The sequence below is a fragment of the Streptomyces sp. NPDC059169 genome (genome assembly GCF_042755225.1).
Taxonomy (GTDB): domain Bacteria; phylum Actinomycetota; class Actinomycetes; order Streptomycetales; family Streptomycetaceae; genus Streptomyces.
On the sequence record NZ_JBHZCF010000006.1, the window covers coordinates 86,970 to 106,398 of the forward strand.

The following is a 19,429-nucleotide window of genomic DNA, read 5'->3' on the forward strand; positions in this document are numbered from 1 at the left end:
GGTCCAGTGGAGCGCTCCTGCCTGTGGTTACGCAACGTGCGCGCGATCACACCGGATGGCCGGTGACCCGACTGGGTACCGCTCAGTACAGTGCGAGTAAACCCTCGTTCACTCCTCAGCCGCCGCGCTGGAAGGGGATCCCCTCTCATGTCTGGAACGAACAGCACCACATCCGTGATCGTCGCCGGCGCCCGTACCCCCATGGGGCGGCTGCTCGGCTCGCTGAAGTCCTTCTCCGGAGCCGACCTGGGCGGGTTCGCGATCAAGGCCGCGCTGGACCGGGCCGGTATCGGTGGCGACCAGGTGCAGTACGTGATCATGGGCCAGGTGCTCCAGGCCGGGGCGGGGCAGATTCCGGCCCGGCAGGCCGCGGTCAAGGCCGGAATCCCCATGAACGTGCCCGCGCTGACCGTCAACAAGGTGTGCCTCTCCGGACTGGACGCGATCGCGCTCGCCGACCAGCTGATCCGCGCCGGCGAGTTCGACGTGGTCGTCGCCGGTGGCCAGGAGTCGATGACCAACGCCCCGCACCTGCTGCCGAAGTCCCGCGAGGGCTTCAAGTACGGGGCGGTCGAGATGCTCGACGCGATGGCGTACGACGGCCTCACCGACTCGCTCGAGGGCATCGCGATGGGCGAGTCCACGGAGAAGCACAACACCCGCCTCGGCATCGCTCGCCCCGAGCAGGACGAGATCGCCGCGCTGTCCCACCAGCGCGCCGCAGCCGCACAGAAGAACGGCCTGTTCGAGGCCGAGATCACGCCCGTGGAGATCCCGCAGCGCAAGGGCGAGCCCGTCCTCTTCAGCAAGGACGAGGGCATCCGTGCGGAGACCACCGCCGAGTCGCTCGGGAAGCTGCGCCCGGCGTTCGCCAAGGACGGCACGATCACGGCCGGCACCTCGTCGCAGATCTCCGACGGTGCCGCCGCCGTCGTCGTCATGAGCAAGGCCAAGGCCGAGGAGCTCGGCCTGGAGTGGATCGCCGAGATCGGTGCCCACGGCAACGTGGCGGGCCCGGACAACTCGCTCCAGTCGCAGCCCTCCAACGCCATCCAGCACGCCATCAAGAAGGAGGGGCTGGAGGTCTCCGACCTGGACCTGATCGAGATCAACGAAGCGTTCGCGGCCGTCTCGGTGCAGTCAATGAAGGACCTGGGGGTGTCCCCGGAAAAGGTGAACGTCAACGGTGGTGCGATTGCCCTCGGGCACCCGATCGGCATGTCGGGCGCGCGGATCGTGCTGCACCTCGCGCTGGAGCTGAAGCGGCGCGGCGGTGGGGTCGGCGCGGCCGCCCTCTGCGGCGGCGGCGGTCAGGGCGACGCGCTGATCGTCCGCGTACCGGCCAAGTAAGTCCTGCGACGAACGGAGTGCGCACGATGGTGGACGTCCCCGGGCTGGTCGCCCAGGCGCGGGAGGGTCGGCCGCGGGCCGTGGCCCGGCTGATCTCACTCGTCGAGGGGGCGTCCCCGCAGTTGCGCGAGGTCATGGCGGCGTTGGCGCCACTGACCGGCGGCGCTTACGTGGTGGGTCTGACCGGCTCGCCGGGGGTCGGCAAGTCCACGTCCACCTCCGCTCTGGTGACGGCCTACCGGCGGGCTGGGAAGCGGGTGGGCGTCCTGGCCGTCGACCCGTCGTCGCCGTTCTCCGGAGGCGCGCTCCTCGGCGATCGGGTCCGTATGTCGGACCACGCCTCCGACCCCGGCGTCTACATCCGTTCGATGGCCACCCGCGGCCATCTGGGCGGACTCGCCTGGGCCGCTCCGCAGGCCATCCGGGTGCTGGACGCCGCGGGTTGCGACGTGGTGCTCGTGGAGACGGTCGGGGTCGGCCAGTCGGAGGTCGAGATCGCCTCCCAGGCTGACACCTCGGTGGTGCTGCTCGCACCCGGAATGGGTGACGGCATCCAGGCCGCGAAGGCGGGCATCCTGGAGATCGGCGACGTGTACGTGGTCAACAAGGCGGACCGCGACGGCGCCGACGCGACCGCCCGCGAGCTCAACCACATGCTCGGCCTCGGCGAATCCAGGGCACCGGGTGACTGGCGGCCCCCGATCGTGAAGACGGTCGCCGCACGGGCGGAAGGCATCGACGAGGTCGTCGAGGCACTGGAGAAGCACCGCGCATGGATGGAGGAGCACGGCGTGCTCGCCCAGCGGCGCAGTCGCCGCGCGGCGCACGAGGTGGAGACCATCGCGCTCACCGCCCTGCGTGAACGCATCGGTGACCTGCACGGTGACCGCCGGCTCGAAGCGCTCGCTGCCAGGATCGTGGCGGGCGAACTCGACCCGTACGCGGCGGCTGACGAACTCGTGGCGGGCCTCACGGGCGAGTAGCCCGCGGGCAGGTGCGGGCCGCGGCCCGGTGGCGGAGGTACGGTCTCCGCGGCCGGGCCCTGCTCGCGCCGAGGGTGTTCCCGCTGCCGGGCCGGGCAGCCGCGCGCGCCACGGGAGACGGGCGCGCCACGGGGCGCCACGACCGCGCACCGGCCCGTGGTCGTACACCCTTTCGGGCGTGCGGGCGCGGGGCAGAAGCCGGGCGTTCCCGGGGTCGTGCCCGCCGCCCTGGACGCCCGCGTGACGGCGCGCCTCCGCGGTATCGGGGCGGGCCGACGGGCGGGCCGGGCGCCCAGGGGGCCGTCAGACCCTGCCGCGCCGCCCGCGCAGATGCTCGGCAACCGGCTTCAGCGATTCGTGGAGGTCGGCGAGCGCCTCCGGGGAGAGCATGTCGATGAAGTGCTGGCGCACCGACTCGACGTGGTGCGGGGCCACCTTCTTCATGGTCTCCATCCCCTGGTCGGTGAGGACGGCGTACAACCCCCTGCGGTCGGACTCGCAGTTCTCCCGCCGGACCAGGCCCGCGTTCTCCATGCGGGTGATCTGGTGGGAGAGTCGGCTCTTGGACTGGAGCGTGGCCGCTGCCAGATCGCTCATCCGCATGCGCAGGTCCGTGGACTCCGAGAGGTTGACGAGGATCTCGTAGTCGTTGTTGGTCAGGCCGAACGGTTGCAGGTCCTTCTCCATCTGGTACGTCAACAGTCTGTTGACATCCAGATAGGTGCGCCAAGCGCACTGCTCCGTATCGCTCAGCCAGCGCGTGGCCGTCTCGGTCTCCATATATGGATACTACCCTAAGAAGTTGAAAGACGGACGAAGTGGTGGATAGTGGCGTCCTGCACCCCGATCCCCCTATCAGGGGTGCAGACGTTCGACGTCACACTCCGCAGCCTACCGCTCACAAGCCGAAGCGACGTTGGAGGTCCCCAAGCTGGCCGGGAAGGCGGGGTGTGGACGCGTGTTGACCGAGAGGACCACCGTGGCCTCCGCCCGGCACCCCCGGCTCGTGCGGCACCGTGCCCGTCGCCTGCTCCGCCATCAGCGTCTCGGTCGACTGCAGCAGCACGGTCCCGGCGCCCACGAACTCGAACTGGTGCTCCTCGCCCGAGGCCCCGCCGATCCCGGTGAGCTGGCGCAGTCCGCCCATCACGCCGCTCATGTAGCCGTGGTCGTAGTGGTGGCACGGGGACGGGCAGTCCGCCCAGCCCACCAGGGCCTGTGGGTCGACGCGGATCGGAGGCTCCATGAACACCACCGGGCCGTTCGAGGCCGCGACGAACTTGCCCGTGCCGATCAGCGTCAGGAAGCCCGGCACGATCGACTGCTTCAGTGCCAGCGAGGGCTGGTACGCCAGCAGGTTCCCGGCCCTGATCGTCAGGTTGCCGTCGTCCAGGTCGTAGGAATTGACGTCGAAGGCCCGGTCCGCGAGCAGCATCTTGCCGCTGCCCTCGGCCACCACCCAGTCGCTCGCGTGCAGCGGGGAGTGGAAGCTCGTCCGCATCAGGCGGTCCAGTCGACCGTGGCCGATCCCGTTGAACTCGATCTGGCCGTAGTAGGCGATCATCTTGCCCTTCTGCAGGAACCACTGGGAGCCCTTGAGCTCCACGCAGAAGGTGTAGGCGTTGACGTTGTCGTCGCTCGGCAGCGTCATCGGGTCATGGGTCACGGGCGTGCTCACAGTTTCTCCTCCGACGCCTGGACGTACACGGCACCACTGCCGCTCAGCTCCAGCTGGAATGCCTCGCCCGAGCCGCGCCCCACCATGTCGCGCCAGCCGAGCGCCGTGGAGAGCTTGTTGCGTACGTCGCCGTGGTGGGCGACGTACGCCTGGGGGTCGACGTGGACCGGCCGGCCGGGGCTGATCGGCAGCTCGATCACACCGCCGTGGGCCATGACCGCGACGGCGCCGTGGCCCTTGAGGGTCGTCGTGAACAACCCCTGGCCCGTGACCTGGCCGCGCACCATGCCCATGATCCCGCCCTGCGAGCCCATGAACATCGTTCCCTGCTGGAGGGAGCCGTCGAAGGCCAGGAGCCGGTCGGCCTCGACGTAGAGGGTGTCGCCGGTGAGGTTGATGACGTGGATGTGGTGGCCGCCGTGGCCGAACATCACGGTGCCGTTCCCCTCGACCGTCATCAGCGGCGTGGCCTCGTCGGCCACCCGTCGTCCGATCATCGACATCAGGCCGCCCTGCCCGCCCGTCACGTTGGGGGTGAAGGACACCTGGCCCCGGTACGCGAGCATCGCGCCGCGCTGGCTGTACATCGTCTGGCCGGGCACCACCGTGGCCTCGACCATCTTCGAATTGATCTCGCGGAACGGCATCAGACGTCCCCTCCGATGGTGTTCCGCTCGCTCGGCTGCACGTAGACGAGCCCGTCGCCCTCGAACCGGATCTGGAAGGCCTCGCCGCCGCCCTCGCCCATGAGCGTGCGGAAGGTGACGCCCGACTGGAAGTTCTGCTGGAGGTTCCCCTGGTGCGCGATGTACGCGCCGGGGTCGACGGAGAGTGGGTACTGGCGCGTCACCCGGAGCACCACGGCCGGGCCGTCGGACATGATCGCCGCCTGACCCGTGCCCTCGACGGTCGTCGTGAACAGGCCGTTGCCGGTCGCGCCGCCGCGTAGCCCGGTGAAGCTCGTGCCCGTGCGCAGCCCGCTGTCGGTGCAGAGGAGGTTGCTCGACTCGACGTAGAGCTTGTCGCCGTGCAGCGAGACGAGGTTGATCTCGGACGCGCGGTCGGCGAAGTAACAGGTGCCCTGGCCCTTCACCTCCATCATGGTCATCTGCTCGCCGGTGAGGCGGCGGGTCACCATGCCGCGGATGCCCTCACCCCCGCCGGACAGTTTCTTGAACGCCATCTGGCCGTCGTACGCGACCATCGAGCCGTTCTTCGCCTTGACGGCGTCCCCGGTCATGTCGACGGCGAGCACCTTGCTGCCGTGAAGTCGAAACATTGCCACGGAGGTGAAGGTACTGGGCGGCGTACGTTCCGGGACAGGCCCCTCGGAATGAACGCGACCCCGACCACACCCTGAACCCACCCGGGCAAACCGCGGGAAAGGGGCAATGCCACAATGGGCGTGCTTGTGCGTGCGTTCACAAGATTGACCGCCTCCTTTCGAACCCCACCGAAGGTGCCTTTCGTGGACATCAAGACCGCCTCCGCCCTCCACCGCCTGCGACTCGTCTCCGCGCCCGAGGCCGTGTCCTTCCTCCTGCTGCTCGTGTGCTCGGTGCTCAAGCGCACGACGGAGTTCAACGCCGTCCCGGTCATGGGTGCGATCCACGGTGTGCTGTTCATCCTGTACGTGATCTTCTGGCTCGACGCCTGGAACCGTGCGAAGTGGGACGTCAAGACGGCTGCGGTCTACTTCGTCCTGTCGGTGCTGCCCTTCGGCGGCTTCTACGCCGAGCGCAAGCTCAGGAGGGCCGCCGAGGACGCCGTCATCGCCTCCCGGGCCCGCCGCGAGATGAAGGTGGGCTCGTGATCGTCGCCTTCTCCGTGACCCCGTTGGGCGTGGGCGAGGACGTCGGGGAGTACGTCGCCGACGCGGTCCGGGTCGTCCGGGAGTCCGGCCTGCCCAACCGCACGGATGCCATGTTCACCTGCGTCGAGGGGGAGTGGGACGAGGTCATGGACGTGGTCAAGCGTGCCGTCGCCGCCGTCGAGGAGCGGGCACCGCGCGTTTCCCTCGTGCTCAAGGCCGACCTCAGGCCGGGTGTGACGGACGGGCTGACCGGCAAGGTCGAGACGGTGGAGCGGCACCTGTCGGCCTGACTCGCCGGCGGACGGCCAAGCCCCCGGGAGCGGACGAACGCATCCGGGGGCTCTGCGTGCGGCGCCGGCCGCACCCGCGTGCTGCCGGAGGGCCGGGCGGGGGACGCGGTCGTCGGCGTCCGAACTTCGGAACCGGGCTGACCAGCATGTGACCAGTGGGTATGGTCGGTGCCGTGCCGAAGCCGCTCAGTCTCCCCTTCGATCCCATCGCCCGAGCCGATGAGCTCTGGCAGAAGCGCTGGGGTCCCGTGCCCTCGATGGCCGCGATCACCTCGATCATGCGCGCGCACCAGATCCTGCTCGCCGAGGTGGATGCCGTCGTCAAACCGTACGGACTGACCTTCGCGCGCTACGAGGCGCTGGTGCTGCTGACCTTCTCCAAGGCCGGTGAGCTGCCGATGTCCAAGATCGGTGAACGTCTGATGGTGCACCCGACGTCGGTGACCAACACCGTCGACCGCCTGGTGGCGTCGGGTCTGGTCGCCAAGCGCCCCAACCCCAACGACGGGCGCGGGACGCTCGCCTCCATCACGGAGAAGGGCCGGGAGGTCGTGGAGGCGGCCACCCGCGACCTCATGGCGATGGACTTCGGGCTCGGCGCCTACGACGCGGAGGAGTGCGCGGAGATCTTCGCGCTCTTGCGGCCGCTGAGGGTCTCGGCACACGACTTCGACGAGACGTGACCGCCCGGGTGGGTCGCGACCGGCGCCGCCCCACCCGCCCGAAGATCTCCCAAAGCGGGCGGTTACGCTCCTCCCATGAAGAAGAGCGTGCTGACCCGCTACCGGGTGATGGCCTACGTCACCGCCGTCATGCTGCTGATCCTGTGCGGCTGCATGGTGGCGAAGTACGGGTTCGGCGAGGGAGAGGACCTGACCCTCATGGTCTCCCAGGTCCACGGGGTCCTCTTCATCATCTATCTGATCTTCGCCTTCGATCTGGGCTCCAAGGCGAAGTGGCCCTTCGGCAAGCTGCTGTGGGTGCTGGTCTCCGGCACCATTCCCACGGCCGCCTTCTTCGTCGAGCGCAAGGTCGTCCGCGAGGTCGAGCCGCTGGTCGACGGGCCGGCGCCGGTCGCTGCCGAAGCCTGATCCCCGACCGGCCGCACCGCCGTACGGAGTGTTGCGCCGGTCTGCCATCGACATTTACTAGGACGTCCTAGTAAATTCGAAGGTATGGACGCTGACGCCATCGAGGAGGGCCGCCGCCGCTGGCAGGCCCGGTACGACTCCGCAAAGAAGCGGGACGCCGACTTCACCACGCTTTCCGGGGACCCGGTCGAGCCGGCCTACGGGCCCAGGCCCGGCGACACCTACGAGGGCTTCGAGCGCATCGGTTGGCCCGGGGAGTACCCGTACACCCGCGGGCTGTACCCGACGGGCTACCGGGGCCGCACCTGGACCATCCGCCAGTTCGCCGGCTTCGGCAACGCCGAGCAGACCAACGAGCGGTACAAGATGATCCTGGCCGCCGGCGGCGGCGGGCTCTCGGTCGCGTTCGACATGCCCACCCTCATGGGCCGTGACTCCGACGATCCGCGCTCGCTCGGCGAGGTCGGACACTGCGGCGTCGCCATCGACTCCGCCGCCGACATGGAGGTCCTCTTCAAGGACATCCCGCTCGGCGACGTCACGACCTCCATGACGATCAGCGGACCTGCCGTACCCGCCTTCTGCATGTACCTCGTCGCTGCCGAGCGGCAGGGCGTCGACCCGGGCGTGCTCAACGGCACGCTCCAGACCGACATCTTCAAGGAGTACATCGCGCAGAAGGAGTGGCTCTTCGAGCCCGAACCGCATCTGCGCCTCATCGGCGACCTGATGGAGTACTGCGCCCGCACCATTCCCGCCTACAAGCCGCTGTCCGTCTCCGGGTACCACATCCGCGAGGCCGGGGCGACGGCGGCGCAGGAACTCGCGTACACCCTCGCGGACGGTTTCGGATACGTCGAGCTCGGCCTCAGCCGCGGCCTGGACGTCGACCTCTTCGCCCCCGGGTTGTCCTTCTTCTTCGACGCACACGTCGACTTCTTCGAGGAGATCGCCAAGTTCCGCGCGGCCCGGCGCATCTGGGCCCGCTGGATGAAGGAGGTCTACGGCGCGAAGACCGACAAGGCTCAGTGGCTGCGTTTCCACACGCAGACCGCCGGTGTGTCGCTCACCGCCCAGCAGCCGTACAACAACGTCGTCCGCACGGCGGTGGAGGCCCTCGCCGCCGTCCTCGGCGGGACCAACTCGCTGCACACCAACGCACTCGACGAGACCCTGGCCCTCCCCTCCGAGCAGGCCGCGGAGATCGCGCTGCGCACCCAGCAGGTGCTGATGGAGGAGACCGGCGTCGCCAACGTCGCCGACCCGCTGGGCGGCTCCTGGTACGTCGAGCAGCTCACGGACCGCATCGAGGCCGACGCCGAGAAGATCTTCGACCGGATCAAGGAGCGCGGCCTGCGGGCCCATCCGGACGGCAAGCACCCCATCGGGCCCGTCACCTCGGGCATCCTGCGCGGCATCGAGGACGGCTGGTTCACCGGCGAGATCGCCGAGTCGGCCTTCCGCTACCAGCAGGCACTGGAGAAGGGCGACAAGCGCGTCGTCGGTGTCAACGCCCACCACGGCTCGGTCACCGGCGACCTGGAGATCCTCCGCGTCAGCCACGAGGTCGAGAAGGAGCAGGTCCGCATCCTCGACGAGCGCAAGTCCCGTCGGGACGACGCACGTGTCAAGGCTTCGCTGGCCGCCATGCTGGCCGCCGCCCGTGACGGTTCGAACATGATCGAGTCCATGCTCGACGCGGTACGCGCCGAGGCGACCCTCGGTGAGATCTGCAACGCACTGCGGGACGAATGGGGCACGTACACGGAGCCGGCCGGCTTCTGAGCCCGGCTCCCGACCCCGATCCGCACGACCCCGATCCGCACGACCCCGATCCGCACGGCCGCGGTGCGCACGACGACCGTGCACGAAGGCCGCCGGTGGGTCCGGCCGTCGCCCCCACCGTGGCGCGACGGCCGGCCCGCCCGTTCCCGCGTGCGGCACGCATGCCCGTCCGCCTCCGCCACATCGAGGCTGTGGGCCCTTCGCGGACGGTCAACGGGGACGCGAACCTCCCGCCGACGGCGGTGAGCCGGGGACGCGTGACCGCCGTGCCGGAGGACCGGCCGCCGAGGGAGGCACGCCGCCTCGCTCCGGGTGGGCGTCGCGGACGGGCTCGACAGCGCCGTCGCGGCCCTCCTGATCGCCGCGACGCCGCCACGCCGCGGTCCGCCGTCGCAGGACGCGTGGGCCCGTGCAACACGCGTCCGCCACCGGGCGGCTGCCGTCCGAGGAACGCGCACCTGCCGTCCACGGGGACCCGGCCGGACAGCCCACGGCTCAGGGAGAGCTCACCACGGTGCCCGCGAACGTGAGCCGGAACAACGCACCGCCGCCCGGTGCGTGCTCCGCCGTCAGCTCGGCGCCATGGGCACGGGCGATCTGGCGGGCCATCGCCAGGCCCAGCCCCGAGCCGGGCAGTGCCCGTGCGCTCTCCGCCCGGTAGAAGCGGTCGAAGACGTAGGGCAGGTCCTCCGGCGAGATCCCGGGACCGTGGTCGCGCACGGTCAGATCGGTGGTCGTCAGCGCGATCTCGACCGGAGCGCCGGGCGGGCTGAACTTGGCCGCGTTGTCGAGCAGGTTCGTCAGCAACCGGGACAGTCGGGCGGGCACACCCGGCAGGGTGAGGTCCACGGTGGCCCCGTCCGTCCAGAAGGTGAAGTCCGTCTCCGGCCAGTGGGCCCGTGCGGTGTTCACCGCGTGCTCGGTCAGCTGCTCCAGTCGCACGGTCTCCAGCAGGGGGTGCGGTTCCTCGTCCCTCGCCAGCTCGATCAGGTCGTTCACCAGCCCCGTGACCTCGCGCAGCTGCCGCGCCAGCGCGCCGGACGCCCGGTCGCGCTGCGCCCCCGTGAGGCGGTCCGCGCGAGCCAGCAACTCGGCATTGGTGCGCAGCGCGGTGAGCGGTGTGCGCAGTTCGTGCGAGGCGTCCGCCACCAACCGCCGCTGTGCCGTGACCGACTGCTCCAGCTCACCCAGCATGGTGTTGAACGTGGCGGCGAGCCGGGTCACCTCGTCCTCGCGCCCGGGCGGGCCCGGCGGCAACTCGATGCGGTGCCGGGGGTCGCGGGTCGCCGCGATGCGCTCGGCGGTCGCCGTCAGCCGGGCCACCGGAGCCAGACCGGTGCGGGAGACGGCGTACCCGAGTGCCCAGGCCAGGATGATCCCGGAGGTCCCGACCAGCGAAAGCAGCCAGGCCGCCTGCCGTACGCCCCGTTCCACGGTGTCCGCACGCAGCGCCACCTGCAGCGCCGCGTCCTTGCCGAACGGGGTCGTGAGCATCCGCGCGGGACGGCCCGCGACCGTGGTGTTGCTGAAGTACGGCGGCCGGTCACCGGCCGCGACCTGCCGCACGGGCGCGGAGACGGGCAGCGGGTACGGCTTGTCCGCATCGGCCGACGGATCCACGGGGACGACTTGGGCGCAGGCGGGAGCTGCGAGGAAGCGGCACTCGCCCGCGAAGACGTCAGGACCCGCCCCGCGGTTCTGCTGGATCACCTGTGTCGCCGACTGGGTCAGGTTCAGGTCGAGCTGGTGGTACATCTCGTAGCGCAGGACGACGAACGCCGCGGCACACACCCCCACGGCCACCAGGGCGACCGCGGCCGACGCGGCGAGGGCGAGCCTGGTGCGCACCGGGCGACGCCGCCGCCAGCGCGCGCCCAGCCGGCGGCCGCCGGTCACGGGACGTCCAGCCGGTAGCCCACCCCGTGCACCGTGTGGACCAGTCGTACCTCGCCCGCCGCCTCCAGCTTGCGCCGCAGGTAGCCCACGTACACCGCAAGCGAGTTGGATCCCGGGCCGAAGTCGCGTCCCCAGACCCGCTCGTGGATCAGCTCACGGGTCAACACCTGGCGCGGATGGCACAGCAGCAGCTCGAGCAGCGCGCATTCGGTGCGGCTGAACTCCAGTGGACGTCCGCCGCGGCTGCCGGTGCGGGTCACCGGATCCACTTCCAGGTCGGCGAACGTCAACCGTGCGGTGTCCCCGTCCGGGCCGGGGGGAGCGGCCCGGCGCAGCAGGGCGCGCATCCTCGCGGTCAGCTCGTCCAGCGCGAAGGGCTTCACCAGGTAGTCGTCGGCACCCGCGTCCAGCCCGTCGACGCGTTCACTCACGGAGTCCAGGGCGGTGAGCACGAGTACGGGGGTGCGGTCCTCCAGCGCGCGCAGCCTCCTGCACACGGCCAGCCCGTCCAGCACCGGCATCATGACGTCGAGCACGAGCGCGTCCGGTTGCCAGGCGGCCACCTCGGAGAGCGCGGCCAGACCGTCCGCCGCCTCCCTGACCTCATACCCCTCGACACAGAGGCCGTCGGCCACCGCGGCCCGCACCTCCGGATCGTCATCGACCACCAGGATCCTTGCTGCTCCCATGGCACCCAAGCCTGCCAAACCGGCTTCTTAGATCCCTCTTAAAGCGCTTCGCCAGCGTGGCCACCATGCGCACACCACACCTTGCCCGAGCGGCGGAACGGCCGGAGCCCGGCCCGTGGGCCGCCCGGGAACCGCTGTCCGTCGTGATCGGCGCCGGGGGCACCGGCGGCCACATCTATCCCGGCCTCGCGCTCGCCGAGGCACTGCGCCGCGCCGTGCCCGAGGCAGTGATCTCCTTCGTGGGCACCACGCGGGGGCTGGAGACCGAACTGATACCAGCAGCGGGGCACCGGCTGCACACCGTCGACATGATCCCCTTCGACCCGTCGCTCGGTGCGCGGCGCTACCTGCTGCCGGCCGCCCTGCTGAGGTCCGCGGCCCAGTGCCGGGCGATCCTCCGCGACCAGCGGGCCCACATCGCCGTCGGCATGGGCGGCTATCCGAGCGCCCCGGTCATCCTCGGCGCGCGGCTGTCCGGACTGCCGAGCCTCATCCACGAGTCCAACGCCGTTCCGGGACGGGCCAACCAGTTCGCTGCCCGGCTGACGCCGCACCTCGCAGTCGCCTTCGACCGCAGCCGGGCCCACCTCGCCGGCGGTGAGAACGCCCTGACCACCGGCATGCCCGTGGCCGCTTCGCTGGCCCGGCTCGACCGTGCGGCGCTGCGCAGCGCCGCACGCCGCGAGCTGGCCGTGCCGGAGCGGGCGCGGATGCTGCTGGTCAACGGCGGCAGCCTCGGCGCGGCCCGGCTCACCGAGGCAGCCATCGGGCTCGCGGACGCCTGGGGTGACCGCACCGACGTCCACCTGCTGATCAAGACCGGGCCCGCGGCTCTGGAGGAGACGCGTCGCAGGCTCGGCGACTCACCCGTCGCACGGGCCGTCGCGTACCTCGACCGGATGGACCTCGCCTACGCAGCCGCCGACCTCGTCGTGTGCCGCGCCGGGGCGGCGACCGTCGCCGAGCTGGCCACGACCGGGGTACCGGCCGTCCTCGTCCCGTACCCCCATGCACCGGGCGACCACCAGACGCACAACGCCCGGGTGCTGACCGATGCCGGAGCAGGACTGTTGCTCCCGGACGCGGAAACCACCGCCGGCCGCCTCGCCGCGCTCGTCGGACCGCTGCTGGCGGACCCACGGCGGCTGGCCGACATGGGGGCGGCCGCCGTCGCGGGACCCCACGCCCGAGCGGCCGAGCTGCTGGCCGCCCGTGTCCTCACGATCGCCTCCACCACCGTTTCGAACCGCAAGGAGAACTCCTCATGACCACCTGGGAGAACCGCACCGTCCTCGTCACCGGCGCCGAGGGCTTCATCGGATCGACGCTCGTCGACCTGCTCGTGGAGCAGGGCGCCCGCGTCCGTGCCTTCGTGCACTACAAGCCCTACGCGGAGCGTGGGCACCTGGCCCACCTCATGGGAGACGTCGAGATGATCGCGGGTGACGTGCGCGACGCGGGGCGGGTGATGGACGCCGTCTCGGGCTGTGACACGGTCTTCCACCTCGCCGCGCTGATCGGCATCCCGTACAGCTACGACTCTCCCGGCGCCTACGTGCAGACGAACGTGAACGGTACCGAGAACGTCGCGGAGGCCTGCCGCAGGCACGGCGTGCGCCGTCTCGTCCACACCTCGACCAGCGAGGTGTACGGCACGGCCCGCACCGTGCCGATCTCCGAGGACCATCCGCTCCAGCCGCAGTCCCCGTACTCCGCCTCGAAGATCGGCGCGGACATGATGGCCCTGTCGCACGGGCACGCCTTCGAACTGCCGGTCACGGTGGTGCGCCCGTTCAACACCTACGGGCCGAGGCAGTCCGCGCGGGCCGTGATTCCCACGATCCTCGCCCAACTCCACGCGGGTGCACGGGAGATCCGGCTCGGATCGCTGACGCCGACGCGCGACTTCACGTACGTCACGGACACGGCCCGCGGGTTCATGGCGCTGGCCGACTGCGACCGGGCCCTCGGACAGGTCGTCAACCTCGGTACGGGACAGGAGATCTCGGTCGGCGACCTGGCCGTCACATTGATCGCCGCGTCCGGCCGCACGGCGGAGGTCGTGGTGGAACCGACGCGCCTGCGGCCGAAGGGCAGCGAGGTGGAGCGGCTGCTTTCGGACAACCGCCGGGCGCGGGAGTGGGCGGGGTGGGAGCCCGAAGTCCCGTTGGAGGAGGGGCTGAAGCGCACGTCGGAGTGGGTCGCCGACCATCTGCACCTGTTCGCGGCCGACCGCTATCAGGTCTGAGGGGGCTGGCGGGCGCCCGCCTCGCCCGCCAGCCCGTTCCGGGCGTTCGGCATATCCGTTGGGGCGGGCACCGGTCATGGCCGGTGCCCGCCCAGTCCGCCAGAGGGGCTGCGCGGCCCGCCCCGGCCGCGCACCGCCGCTTCCGGTCAGTCTCGCGCTGCCATTTCCGTCCCGGCCGGCTACGTCTGGGCCGCCGCACCGAGACCGCCCAGCAGCAGCGCGGTGAAGCGCTGCACCCAGTCGGCGTCGACGGGTTCGGCACTCACCAGTGCACGGTGCACCACCGCACCCGCGATCACATCGAAGATCAGGTCCGCGGTACGTGCCGCAGCGGCGGGGTCGGACTCCACGGGCAGTTCGCCGCGCTCCTGGGCGCGGGCACGGCCCTGGAGGACGAGCCGCTTCTGCCGGTCCACGATGGAGACCCGGATCCGCTCGCGCAGCGGTGCGTCGGTGGTCGACTCCGCGACCACCGCCATCAGCGCGGTCTTCGCCTCGGGCTGTTCGAGCAGCGCGGCGAACTGCAGCACGACGCCCTCGATGTCCGCGGCGAGGTTGCCGCGATCGGGAAGTTCGAGCTCGTCGAAGAGGACGGCCACCGCATCCACGACGAGTTCGCTCTTGCCCGCCCAGCGCCGGTACAGGGTGGTTTTGGCCACTCCGGCCCGTGTCGCCACGTCGCCCATGGTCAGCCGTGACCAGCCCAGCTCGACGAGCGCCGCCCTGGTGGCGTCCAGGATGGCGGCGTCCGCCTCGGCGCTGCGGGGGCGGCCGGTGCGGATCGTTCTCGGACGACTGCGACTGCACATGCCCGCGACCATACCGGCCGGTAAGTGAATCGCTGTGAGTCAGCTCACCAGAGGAATTCACCCGGATCCGTGATACACGAGTTACGCTACGACCCGTAGCGAAAGCGGCAATCACGGCCGCCGGGTGGGGACCCGGCGCACAGTACGCGGAGCGAGCACCGAAGGGTGGCCCGACGACTTTTCACTCGCACGGCGCGGAAGGGGGAGGATGTACCCATGCAGCCTAGGAACATGTCCATGAGCGGCGTCGTCGACCTCGCCGCGTTGAAGGCGGCCGGTGAGGCCAAGGCCAAGGCGGAGCAGGCCCGTGCGGAGGCCGCCCGGCGTGGCGACGACGGCGCCGTCCCCCCCTCCAGCCTGGTGATCGATGTCGACGAGGCCGGCTTCGAGCGCGATGTCCTCCAGCGCTCCGCGGAAGTCCCGGTCGTCCTCGACTTCTGGGCCGAGTGGTGCGAGCCCTGCAAGCAGTTGAGCCCCCTCCTGGAGCGGCTGGCGCGCGAGTACAACGGCCGTTTCGTGCTGGCCAAGGTCGACGTCGAGGCCAACCAGATCCTCGGTCAACAATTCGGGATCCAGAGCATCCCTGCCGTGTTCGCGGTGGTCGCCGGGCAGGCGCTGCCCCTCTTCCAGGGCGCTGCGCCCGAGCCTCAGATCCGGCAGACCCTGGATCAGCTGATCAAGGTCGGCGAGGAGCGCTTCGGGCTCACCGGTCTCGCCGTCGACGCGGACGCCGAAGAAGCCGCCGAGGAGCGCGCCCCGGTCCCGGCGGGCCCTTACGACGCGCTGCTCGAAGCCGCCGTGGCGGCGTTGGACTCCGGTGACCTCAGTGGCGCCGTGCAGGCGTACAAGAACGTCCTCGCGGATGATCCGGGCAACGCCGAGGCGAAGCTCGGTCTCGCCCAGGCCGAACTCTTGTCCCGGGTGCGGGGCATGGACCCGCAGGCGGTGCGCAAGGACGCCGCGGACAAACCGGACGACGTACCGGCGCAGATCGCGGCCGCGGACCTCGACCTCGTCGGCGGTCACGTCGAGGACGCCTTCGGCAGGCTCGTCGAGACCGTCGGGCGCACGTCGGGCGATGACCGCAACGCCGCCCGGCTCCACCTGTTGGACCTGTTCGAGGTCATCGGCTCCGACGACCCGCGTGTGACGGCCGCCCGGACCGCGCTGGCACGGGTGCTGTTCTGATCACGGAACGCCCTGGCCCGGGTGCCGTTCCGACCGTGGAACGCCCGGTCCGGTCGTCGCCGATTTAGCGACACAGTGACAAGGCGCGGCCGCGCTTTACCAAAACTTGGTAAAGCGCGGCCGCTGTTACTCGCAGTAAATCGAGCCTATGGTTCTGTCCCGTTTTCCCTCTCAATATCCGCCCCCGATGGCGCGCTCCGAGGCACCCTGTGTGGCCGGGCGGCAGCTCCCGGTCGTGGCGTGGTTATCGGTCCGTTACTAGTGAGTAACGAACCCCCTTGTGCCCCGGCGTTTAATGCACCACGATCGGCCACGCTCGGTCCATCACCGCACCAGCCCGGCAGCCAGCCGCGTCCACGCGGTTCTGGGTCCCCACCGAGTGGGTCGGCGGCGCTGTCCGCCGGCCGCGGACAGGGGGGTTCCTGCCCGGGCGGCAGGGCCTGTCCATTGCGGTTGCGCGAAGGCGTGGCCAGTGGTTGTCGCTCGGGGGTGATCGCCGGTGATTAGGACGCGGCCAGCGCCTGATACACGGGCGCTCTCCTTCCCGAGGACGTAGCACTTCTCCCATCCCAGGGCGGACCTCCCCGGTCCGTACCGGAGATGTACGTCCGAGAAGGAGGAACAGTTATGTCCCAGGTACGTGGTGGGACCAGATGGAAGCGGTTCGCGGTCGTCATGGTTCCGGCCGTGGCCGCCACGGCCGCGATCGGCGTCGGCCTCGCACAGGGTGCGCTCGCGGCGTCGTTCGCCGTCAGCGGCCAGGAGTTCAAGGTCAAGGCAGGTCACCTCGACGGCCGTGGGTTCGCCCAGTACGGCGGGGTCGACCTGGGGTACGCCGATCTGAAGGGTGACGCGAAGACCGCCCACCCGGTGGCGATCTCGACCTTCAAGAACGCCACGATCAACAACATGTGCCAGTCGGTGGTCACGGATGTGCCGCTGATCGGCAAGATCACCCTCCAGTTGAAGGCCGGCGAGGGTAAGACGCCGGTCTCGGCGGAGAACCTGTATCTGGATGTGTCGGAGCTCAAGGCGGATGCCGAGTTCACGAACATCGACATCGGCGTCGCCACCAAGAACGTCGGCGACCCGAAGACCGGTGGCAAGGGCCCTGCCGTCAAGGATGGTTCGGTCCTCGAGAACGGCTTCGCCCAACAGGCCGACCGTGCCGTCCTCGACAACGTCGAGCAGAAGGCGTGGGCGACCACCGCCGGCACGTTCAAGCTGAGCGGACTGCAGATGAAGCTGCTCAAGGGCTCCGGTGCCGGAGTCGAGTGCTACTGACGGATGCTCCGTCCGGGCGGGCGGTGGAGACTAGCGGCTTCGCCGCCCGCCCAACTCTTCGCACAGCAACACCAGTTCCAGGGAGCTGTTTTCCATGAACGCCGAGTCCACGGGGCAGAACGAGCATTTCCTCCGCGTCTTTCGCCGGCGATTCCGTGACTGGAGGGGGCAGCGGCCTTTCTGGGCCGGTCTGTTCACGCTGCTCGGTGGCATACCGATCGCCTACTTCCCGTACGCCAGCTTCAAGCTCGGCCACATGACGCTCTCGATGTCGACGACCGCGGGTGCAGGCTCGCTGATCATCGGCGTCCTCCTGGTCACCCTGGGTTTGACCATGTGGTTCCAGCCCCTCGTCAGGGTCTTCGCGGGAGTCGCCGCGATCCTGCTGGCGCTGGTCTCCATCCCGGTGGCCAATCTGGGCGGCTTCGTGGTCGGCTTCCTGCTCTCCCTGATCGGAGGCGCGCTCTCGGTCTCCTGGGCGCCGGGCAAGCCAGCGGCCGCGGAGCCCACGGCAACGGCCGATCCGGAGCCGTGGGGACCGTACGACGCGCAAGCCGAGACCACCATCGACGCAAACGGCGGGAGGAACAGTGCCGGGTGATGTCACACCGCTGAACACGGCGGGGGGTGACGAGGCACGGGTCAGAAAGGGGCCGCGCCACGCGGCCCCGAGGAAGTCGCTCCTGACCAAGCTTCAGATGCCCGCCGGCAAGGCCATGGCCCTGGCAGCGATGCCCACCGCGGTCTTCGTGGGGATGGGCCTCACTCCCAAGCTCGCACTCGCCGACGACAAGGACATACCCTTCGCGCCCGGCCCGTGCGTGACCCGCTCGGACGAACCGTCCGAGTCGCCCTCCGCGTCGGAGTCCGCGAAGCCGTCGGAGGAGCCGTCCGACGACGCCTCCGGGAAGCCGTCCGAGGAACTGTCGGACGGGCCCACCGAGGAGCCTTCGGAGAAGCCGTCCGCCGATGCGCGGCAGCAGCCGAAGCCGAGCGCGTCCCCGTCGGCCTCCGATACGGCGTCCGCGCCGCAGGGCCAGGCGGACCCGGCCCCCGCACCGACCGAGACCAAGAACCCGCTCGATCCGCTGGGACTGGGGTCGGCGATCAAGGACCTCTTCGACGGGCCCGACAAGGAGCCGGCGGCCACGCCGACTCCGAGCGACACGGCGAAGCCGACCGAGGAGCCCTCCGAGCCGGCCGCCGACACTCCGGCCGAGCCGGAGGAGCCGGCGAAGGAGACGTCCGAGCCGGCGGCCAAGGCCGAAGCGGACGCCGCCGGTTCGGCCGCGTCGAAGACCGAGAAGGCCATCAGGGAGGCCGCCGAGAAGGCCGGCGCCACGGTGGAGGAGCTGGACGAGCAGACCAAGGGGCTCGATCCGGTCAAGGACGACGACATCCCCGAGGGCGCCGACGGCAAGCCCCGCTTCCCGTGCCCGACCGCGGACCCGGAGGCGCTGGCCGCAGCGGAGCAGGAGCCGGGCGTCCCGACGCTCCCGGACGACCCCTGGATCCTGGAGAGCTCGTTGCTCACCCTGACCGGGCTCGACTACAAGGGCATCGTCGAGGTCAGGACCGGCAGCGGGAAGACCAAGAAGGTCCTGAAGTTCACCGCTTCCAAAGTGGACATCAAGGACCTCCACCAGCTCGTGGTCGGCCCCAACGGCACGACGGCGCACGTCCAGGCCGAGAAGGGTTCCACCTCGAAGATCCGCAACGGCACGGTGACGATGTACACGGAGGAACTGAAGGGCCACCTCTTCGGGCTGATCCCCGTGACCTTCAGTCCCAAGACGCCGCCGCCGCTGAACGTCCCCTTCGCCTTCTTCACCCACGTGAAGGTGACCCAGGCCGGCCAGTTCGGCGGAACCCTCAGCGTGCCCGGGTTGCACAACTACTTCACCGGTGGCAAGAACTGACTTTTCCGGGAGCCGCAACGGGTTGTGGGCCGTACCTCGAACGGGGTGCGGCCCACAGCCCGTTCGCGTTCGACCGGCCGGCGCGTCTCCAGGGTTCCCTCTGAGGCATGTCCGGCAGGGCATCAGCGATGTGCCGGCGGAGTACGTGGCGGTCCACGGGGGGCATCCCCAAGCCGGGAACCGCGCTGGACGGCAACCGTCGGCCTTCCCGGCGCCCGTTGCTGTCGCCCGCTTCCCGATCCGGCGGAGGTCCCAAGCTCCGGAGCCCGCCTTCGACGACGCGTGCCTGACGGGCCTACCCCTGCCCCAGGTGACGACGTTCCGTGCGTCGATCCCGACGGCGTCCAACTGAGGAACGATCGAGGCCCCCGGCGGAAGGGAGAACCTTCCGCCAGGGGCCCGGTGG

20 protein-coding genes are annotated in these 19,429 nt (G+C 70.3%); 13 read left to right on the forward strand and 7 right to left on the reverse strand.

Annotated elements, in window-relative coordinates; genetic code table 11:
* The first annotated feature begins 147 nt into the window (after nucleotides 1-147).
* The gene (locus tag ACFXOM_RS13185; RefSeq protein WP_384938729.1) at nucleotides 148-1,350 is read left to right on the forward strand and encodes an acetyl-CoA C-acetyltransferase; all 1,203 of its coding nucleotides are present in this window, start codon (nucleotides 148-150) and stop codon (nucleotides 1,348-1,350) included.
* 26 nt (nucleotides 1,351-1,376) lie between these two features.
* Nucleotides 1,377-2,333: a methylmalonyl Co-A mutase-associated GTPase MeaB gene (meaB, locus tag ACFXOM_RS13190; RefSeq protein ID WP_384938727.1), complete on the forward strand. Its 957-nt coding sequence runs from the start codon at nucleotides 1,377-1,379 to the stop codon at nucleotides 2,331-2,333.
* A gap of 303 nt (nucleotides 2,334-2,636) precedes the next feature.
* On the opposite strand, the gene ACFXOM_RS13195 is transcribed toward meaB, so the two are convergent.
* The 4 genes from ACFXOM_RS13195 to ACFXOM_RS13210 all read right to left on the reverse strand — a co-directional run bounded on the left by ACFXOM_RS13195 (nucleotide 2,637) and on the right by ACFXOM_RS13210 (nucleotide 5,290).
* Nucleotides 2,637-3,113 (reverse strand): MarR family winged helix-turn-helix transcriptional regulator, encoded by a 477-nt coding sequence (locus ACFXOM_RS13195; RefSeq protein ID WP_384938725.1) that lies wholly within the window; start codon nucleotides 3,111-3,113, stop codon nucleotides 2,637-2,639.
* A 118-nt stretch (nucleotides 3,114-3,231) separates the two neighbouring features.
* Complete coding sequence (locus ACFXOM_RS13200) at nucleotides 3,232-4,011, reverse strand: AIM24 family protein (protein WP_384938723.1); 780 nt, start codon at nucleotides 4,009-4,011, stop codon at nucleotides 3,232-3,234.
* Complete coding sequence (locus tag ACFXOM_RS13205) at nucleotides 4,008-4,658, reverse strand: AIM24 family protein (RefSeq protein WP_384938721.1); 651 nt, start codon at nucleotides 4,656-4,658, stop codon at nucleotides 4,008-4,010. The genes ACFXOM_RS13200 and ACFXOM_RS13205 overlap by 4 nt, the downstream gene beginning before the upstream one ends.
* On the reverse strand, nucleotides 4,658-5,290 hold the full coding sequence (locus tag ACFXOM_RS13210) for an AIM24 family protein (protein ID WP_384938867.1): 633 nt from the start codon (nucleotides 5,288-5,290) through the stop codon (nucleotides 4,658-4,660). The genes ACFXOM_RS13205 and ACFXOM_RS13210 overlap by 1 nt, the downstream gene beginning before the upstream one ends.
* Before the next feature lie 189 nt (nucleotides 5,291-5,479).
* Between ACFXOM_RS13210 and ACFXOM_RS13215 the strand changes: the two genes are divergently transcribed.
* The 5 genes from ACFXOM_RS13215 (at nucleotide 5,480) to ACFXOM_RS13235 (ending at nucleotide 8,990) form a co-directional block, all read left to right on the forward strand.
* Complete coding sequence (locus tag ACFXOM_RS13215) at nucleotides 5,480-5,824, forward strand: DUF3817 domain-containing protein (RefSeq protein ID WP_384938719.1); 345 nt, start codon at nucleotides 5,480-5,482, stop codon at nucleotides 5,822-5,824.
* Nucleotides 5,821-6,114 carry an MTH1187 family thiamine-binding protein gene (locus tag ACFXOM_RS13220; protein ID WP_384938717.1) on the forward strand — a complete coding sequence of 98 codons (294 nt, stop codon included), beginning with the start codon at nucleotides 5,821-5,823 and terminating at the stop codon, nucleotides 6,112-6,114. The genes ACFXOM_RS13215 and ACFXOM_RS13220 overlap by 4 nt, the downstream gene beginning before the upstream one ends.
* A 173-nt stretch (nucleotides 6,115-6,287) precedes the next feature.
* Nucleotides 6,288-6,797 (forward strand): MarR family winged helix-turn-helix transcriptional regulator, encoded by a 510-nt coding sequence (locus ACFXOM_RS13225; protein WP_384938715.1) that lies wholly within the window; start codon nucleotides 6,288-6,290, stop codon nucleotides 6,795-6,797.
* 75 nt (nucleotides 6,798-6,872) lie between these two features.
* Nucleotides 6,873-7,205 (forward strand): DUF3817 domain-containing protein, encoded by a 333-nt coding sequence (locus ACFXOM_RS13230; RefSeq protein ID WP_384938713.1) that lies wholly within the window; start codon nucleotides 6,873-6,875, stop codon nucleotides 7,203-7,205.
* A gap of 84 nt (nucleotides 7,206-7,289) precedes the next feature.
* Nucleotides 7,290-8,990, forward strand: a complete 1,701-nt coding sequence (locus tag ACFXOM_RS13235) for a methylmalonyl-CoA mutase (RefSeq protein ID WP_385037932.1) — start codon at nucleotides 7,290-7,292, stop codon at nucleotides 8,988-8,990.
* Between the two features lie 495 nt (nucleotides 8,991-9,485).
* Here ACFXOM_RS13235 and ACFXOM_RS13240 read toward each other — a convergent pair whose 3' ends face one another.
* Nucleotides 9,486-10,886: a sensor histidine kinase gene (locus ACFXOM_RS13240; protein ID WP_384938710.1), complete on the reverse strand. Its 1,401-nt coding sequence runs from the start codon at nucleotides 10,884-10,886 to the stop codon at nucleotides 9,486-9,488.
* Nucleotides 10,883-11,575, reverse strand: coding sequence for a response regulator transcription factor (locus ACFXOM_RS13245; RefSeq protein WP_384938708.1), 693 nt, complete (start codon nucleotides 11,573-11,575; stop codon nucleotides 10,883-10,885). Before ACFXOM_RS13245 ends, ACFXOM_RS13240 begins: the two co-directional genes overlap by 4 nt.
* A 65-nt stretch (nucleotides 11,576-11,640) precedes the next feature.
* Between ACFXOM_RS13245 and ACFXOM_RS13250 the strand changes: the two genes are divergently transcribed.
* Together ACFXOM_RS13250 and ACFXOM_RS13255 are read left to right on the forward strand one after the other, a co-directional pair.
* Entirely contained in the window at nucleotides 11,641-12,843 is a 1,203-nt protein-coding gene (locus tag ACFXOM_RS13250; RefSeq protein WP_384946910.1) for a glycosyltransferase, read from the forward strand.
* Nucleotides 12,840-13,823, forward strand: coding sequence for a GDP-mannose 4,6-dehydratase (locus ACFXOM_RS13255; protein WP_384946913.1), 984 nt, complete (start codon nucleotides 12,840-12,842; stop codon nucleotides 13,821-13,823). The genes ACFXOM_RS13250 and ACFXOM_RS13255 overlap by 4 nt, the downstream gene beginning before the upstream one ends.
* A 179-nt stretch (nucleotides 13,824-14,002) precedes the next feature.
* Here ACFXOM_RS13255 and ACFXOM_RS13260 read toward each other — a convergent pair whose 3' ends face one another.
* On the reverse strand, nucleotides 14,003-14,632 hold the full coding sequence (locus ACFXOM_RS13260) for a TetR/AcrR family transcriptional regulator (protein ID WP_384938702.1): 630 nt from the start codon (nucleotides 14,630-14,632) through the stop codon (nucleotides 14,003-14,005).
* Between the two features lie 216 nt (nucleotides 14,633-14,848).
* Between ACFXOM_RS13260 and ACFXOM_RS13265 the strand changes: the two genes are divergently transcribed.
* The 4 genes from ACFXOM_RS13265 (at nucleotide 14,849) to ACFXOM_RS13280 (ending at nucleotide 19,023) form a co-directional block, all read left to right on the forward strand.
* Complete coding sequence (locus ACFXOM_RS13265; protein WP_384938700.1) at nucleotides 14,849-15,820, forward strand: tetratricopeptide repeat protein; 972 nt, start codon at nucleotides 14,849-14,851, stop codon at nucleotides 15,818-15,820.
* A 627-nt stretch (nucleotides 15,821-16,447) separates the two neighbouring features.
* Nucleotides 16,448-17,104 (forward strand): DUF6230 family protein, encoded by a 657-nt coding sequence (locus ACFXOM_RS13270; protein WP_384938699.1) that lies wholly within the window; start codon nucleotides 16,448-16,450, stop codon nucleotides 17,102-17,104.
* Nucleotides 17,105-17,198: 94 nt separating this feature from the next.
* On the forward strand, nucleotides 17,199-17,705 hold the full coding sequence (locus ACFXOM_RS13275; protein ID WP_384938697.1) for a DUF6114 domain-containing protein: 507 nt from the start codon (nucleotides 17,199-17,201) through the stop codon (nucleotides 17,703-17,705).
* A complete protein-coding gene (locus tag ACFXOM_RS13280) occupies nucleotides 17,695-19,023 on the forward strand; it encodes a hypothetical protein (protein ID WP_384946916.1) in 1,329 nt (442 codons plus the stop codon). Before ACFXOM_RS13275 ends, ACFXOM_RS13280 begins: the two co-directional genes overlap by 11 nt.
* The last annotated feature ends 406 nt before the right edge of the window (nucleotides 19,024-19,429 follow it).

Bases quoted from the DNA above. Each gene is read 5' to 3' on its own strand.
- ACFXOM_RS13185 (WP_384938729.1), top strand. From the start codon at position 148: ATGTCTGGAACGAACAGCACCACATCCGTGATCGTCGCCGGCGCCCGT.
- meaB (WP_384938727.1), top strand. From the start codon at position 1,377: ATGGTGGACGTCCCCGGGCTGGTCGCCCAGGCGCGGGAGGGTCGGCCG.
- ACFXOM_RS13195 (WP_384938725.1), bottom strand. From the start codon at position 3,113: ATGGAGACCGAGACGGCCACGCGCTGGCTGAGCGATACGGAGCAGTGC.
- ACFXOM_RS13205 (WP_384938721.1), bottom strand. From the start codon at position 4,658: ATGCCGTTCCGCGAGATCAATTCGAAGATGGTCGAGGCCACGGTGGTG.
- ACFXOM_RS13210 (WP_384938867.1), bottom strand. From the start codon at position 5,290: ATGTTTCGACTTCACGGCAGCAAGGTGCTCGCCGTCGACATGACCGGG.
- ACFXOM_RS13230 (WP_384938713.1), top strand. From the start codon at position 6,873: ATGAAGAAGAGCGTGCTGACCCGCTACCGGGTGATGGCCTACGTCACC.
- ACFXOM_RS13235 (WP_385037932.1), top strand. From the start codon at position 7,290: ATGGACGCTGACGCCATCGAGGAGGGCCGCCGCCGCTGGCAGGCCCGG.
- ACFXOM_RS13245 (WP_384938708.1), bottom strand. From the start codon at position 11,575: ATGGGAGCAGCAAGGATCCTGGTGGTCGATGACGATCCGGAGGTGCGG.
- ACFXOM_RS13250 (WP_384946910.1), top strand. From the start codon at position 11,641: ATGCGCACACCACACCTTGCCCGAGCGGCGGAACGGCCGGAGCCCGGC.
- ACFXOM_RS13255 (WP_384946913.1), top strand. From the start codon at position 12,840: ATGACCACCTGGGAGAACCGCACCGTCCTCGTCACCGGCGCCGAGGGC.
- ACFXOM_RS13260 (WP_384938702.1), bottom strand. From the start codon at position 14,632: ATGTGCAGTCGCAGTCGTCCGAGAACGATCCGCACCGGCCGCCCCCGC.
- ACFXOM_RS13265 (WP_384938700.1), top strand. From the start codon at position 14,849: ATGCAGCCTAGGAACATGTCCATGAGCGGCGTCGTCGACCTCGCCGCG.
- ACFXOM_RS13270 (WP_384938699.1), top strand. From the start codon at position 16,448: ATGTCCCAGGTACGTGGTGGGACCAGATGGAAGCGGTTCGCGGTCGTC.
- ACFXOM_RS13275 (WP_384938697.1), top strand. From the start codon at position 17,199: ATGAACGCCGAGTCCACGGGGCAGAACGAGCATTTCCTCCGCGTCTTT.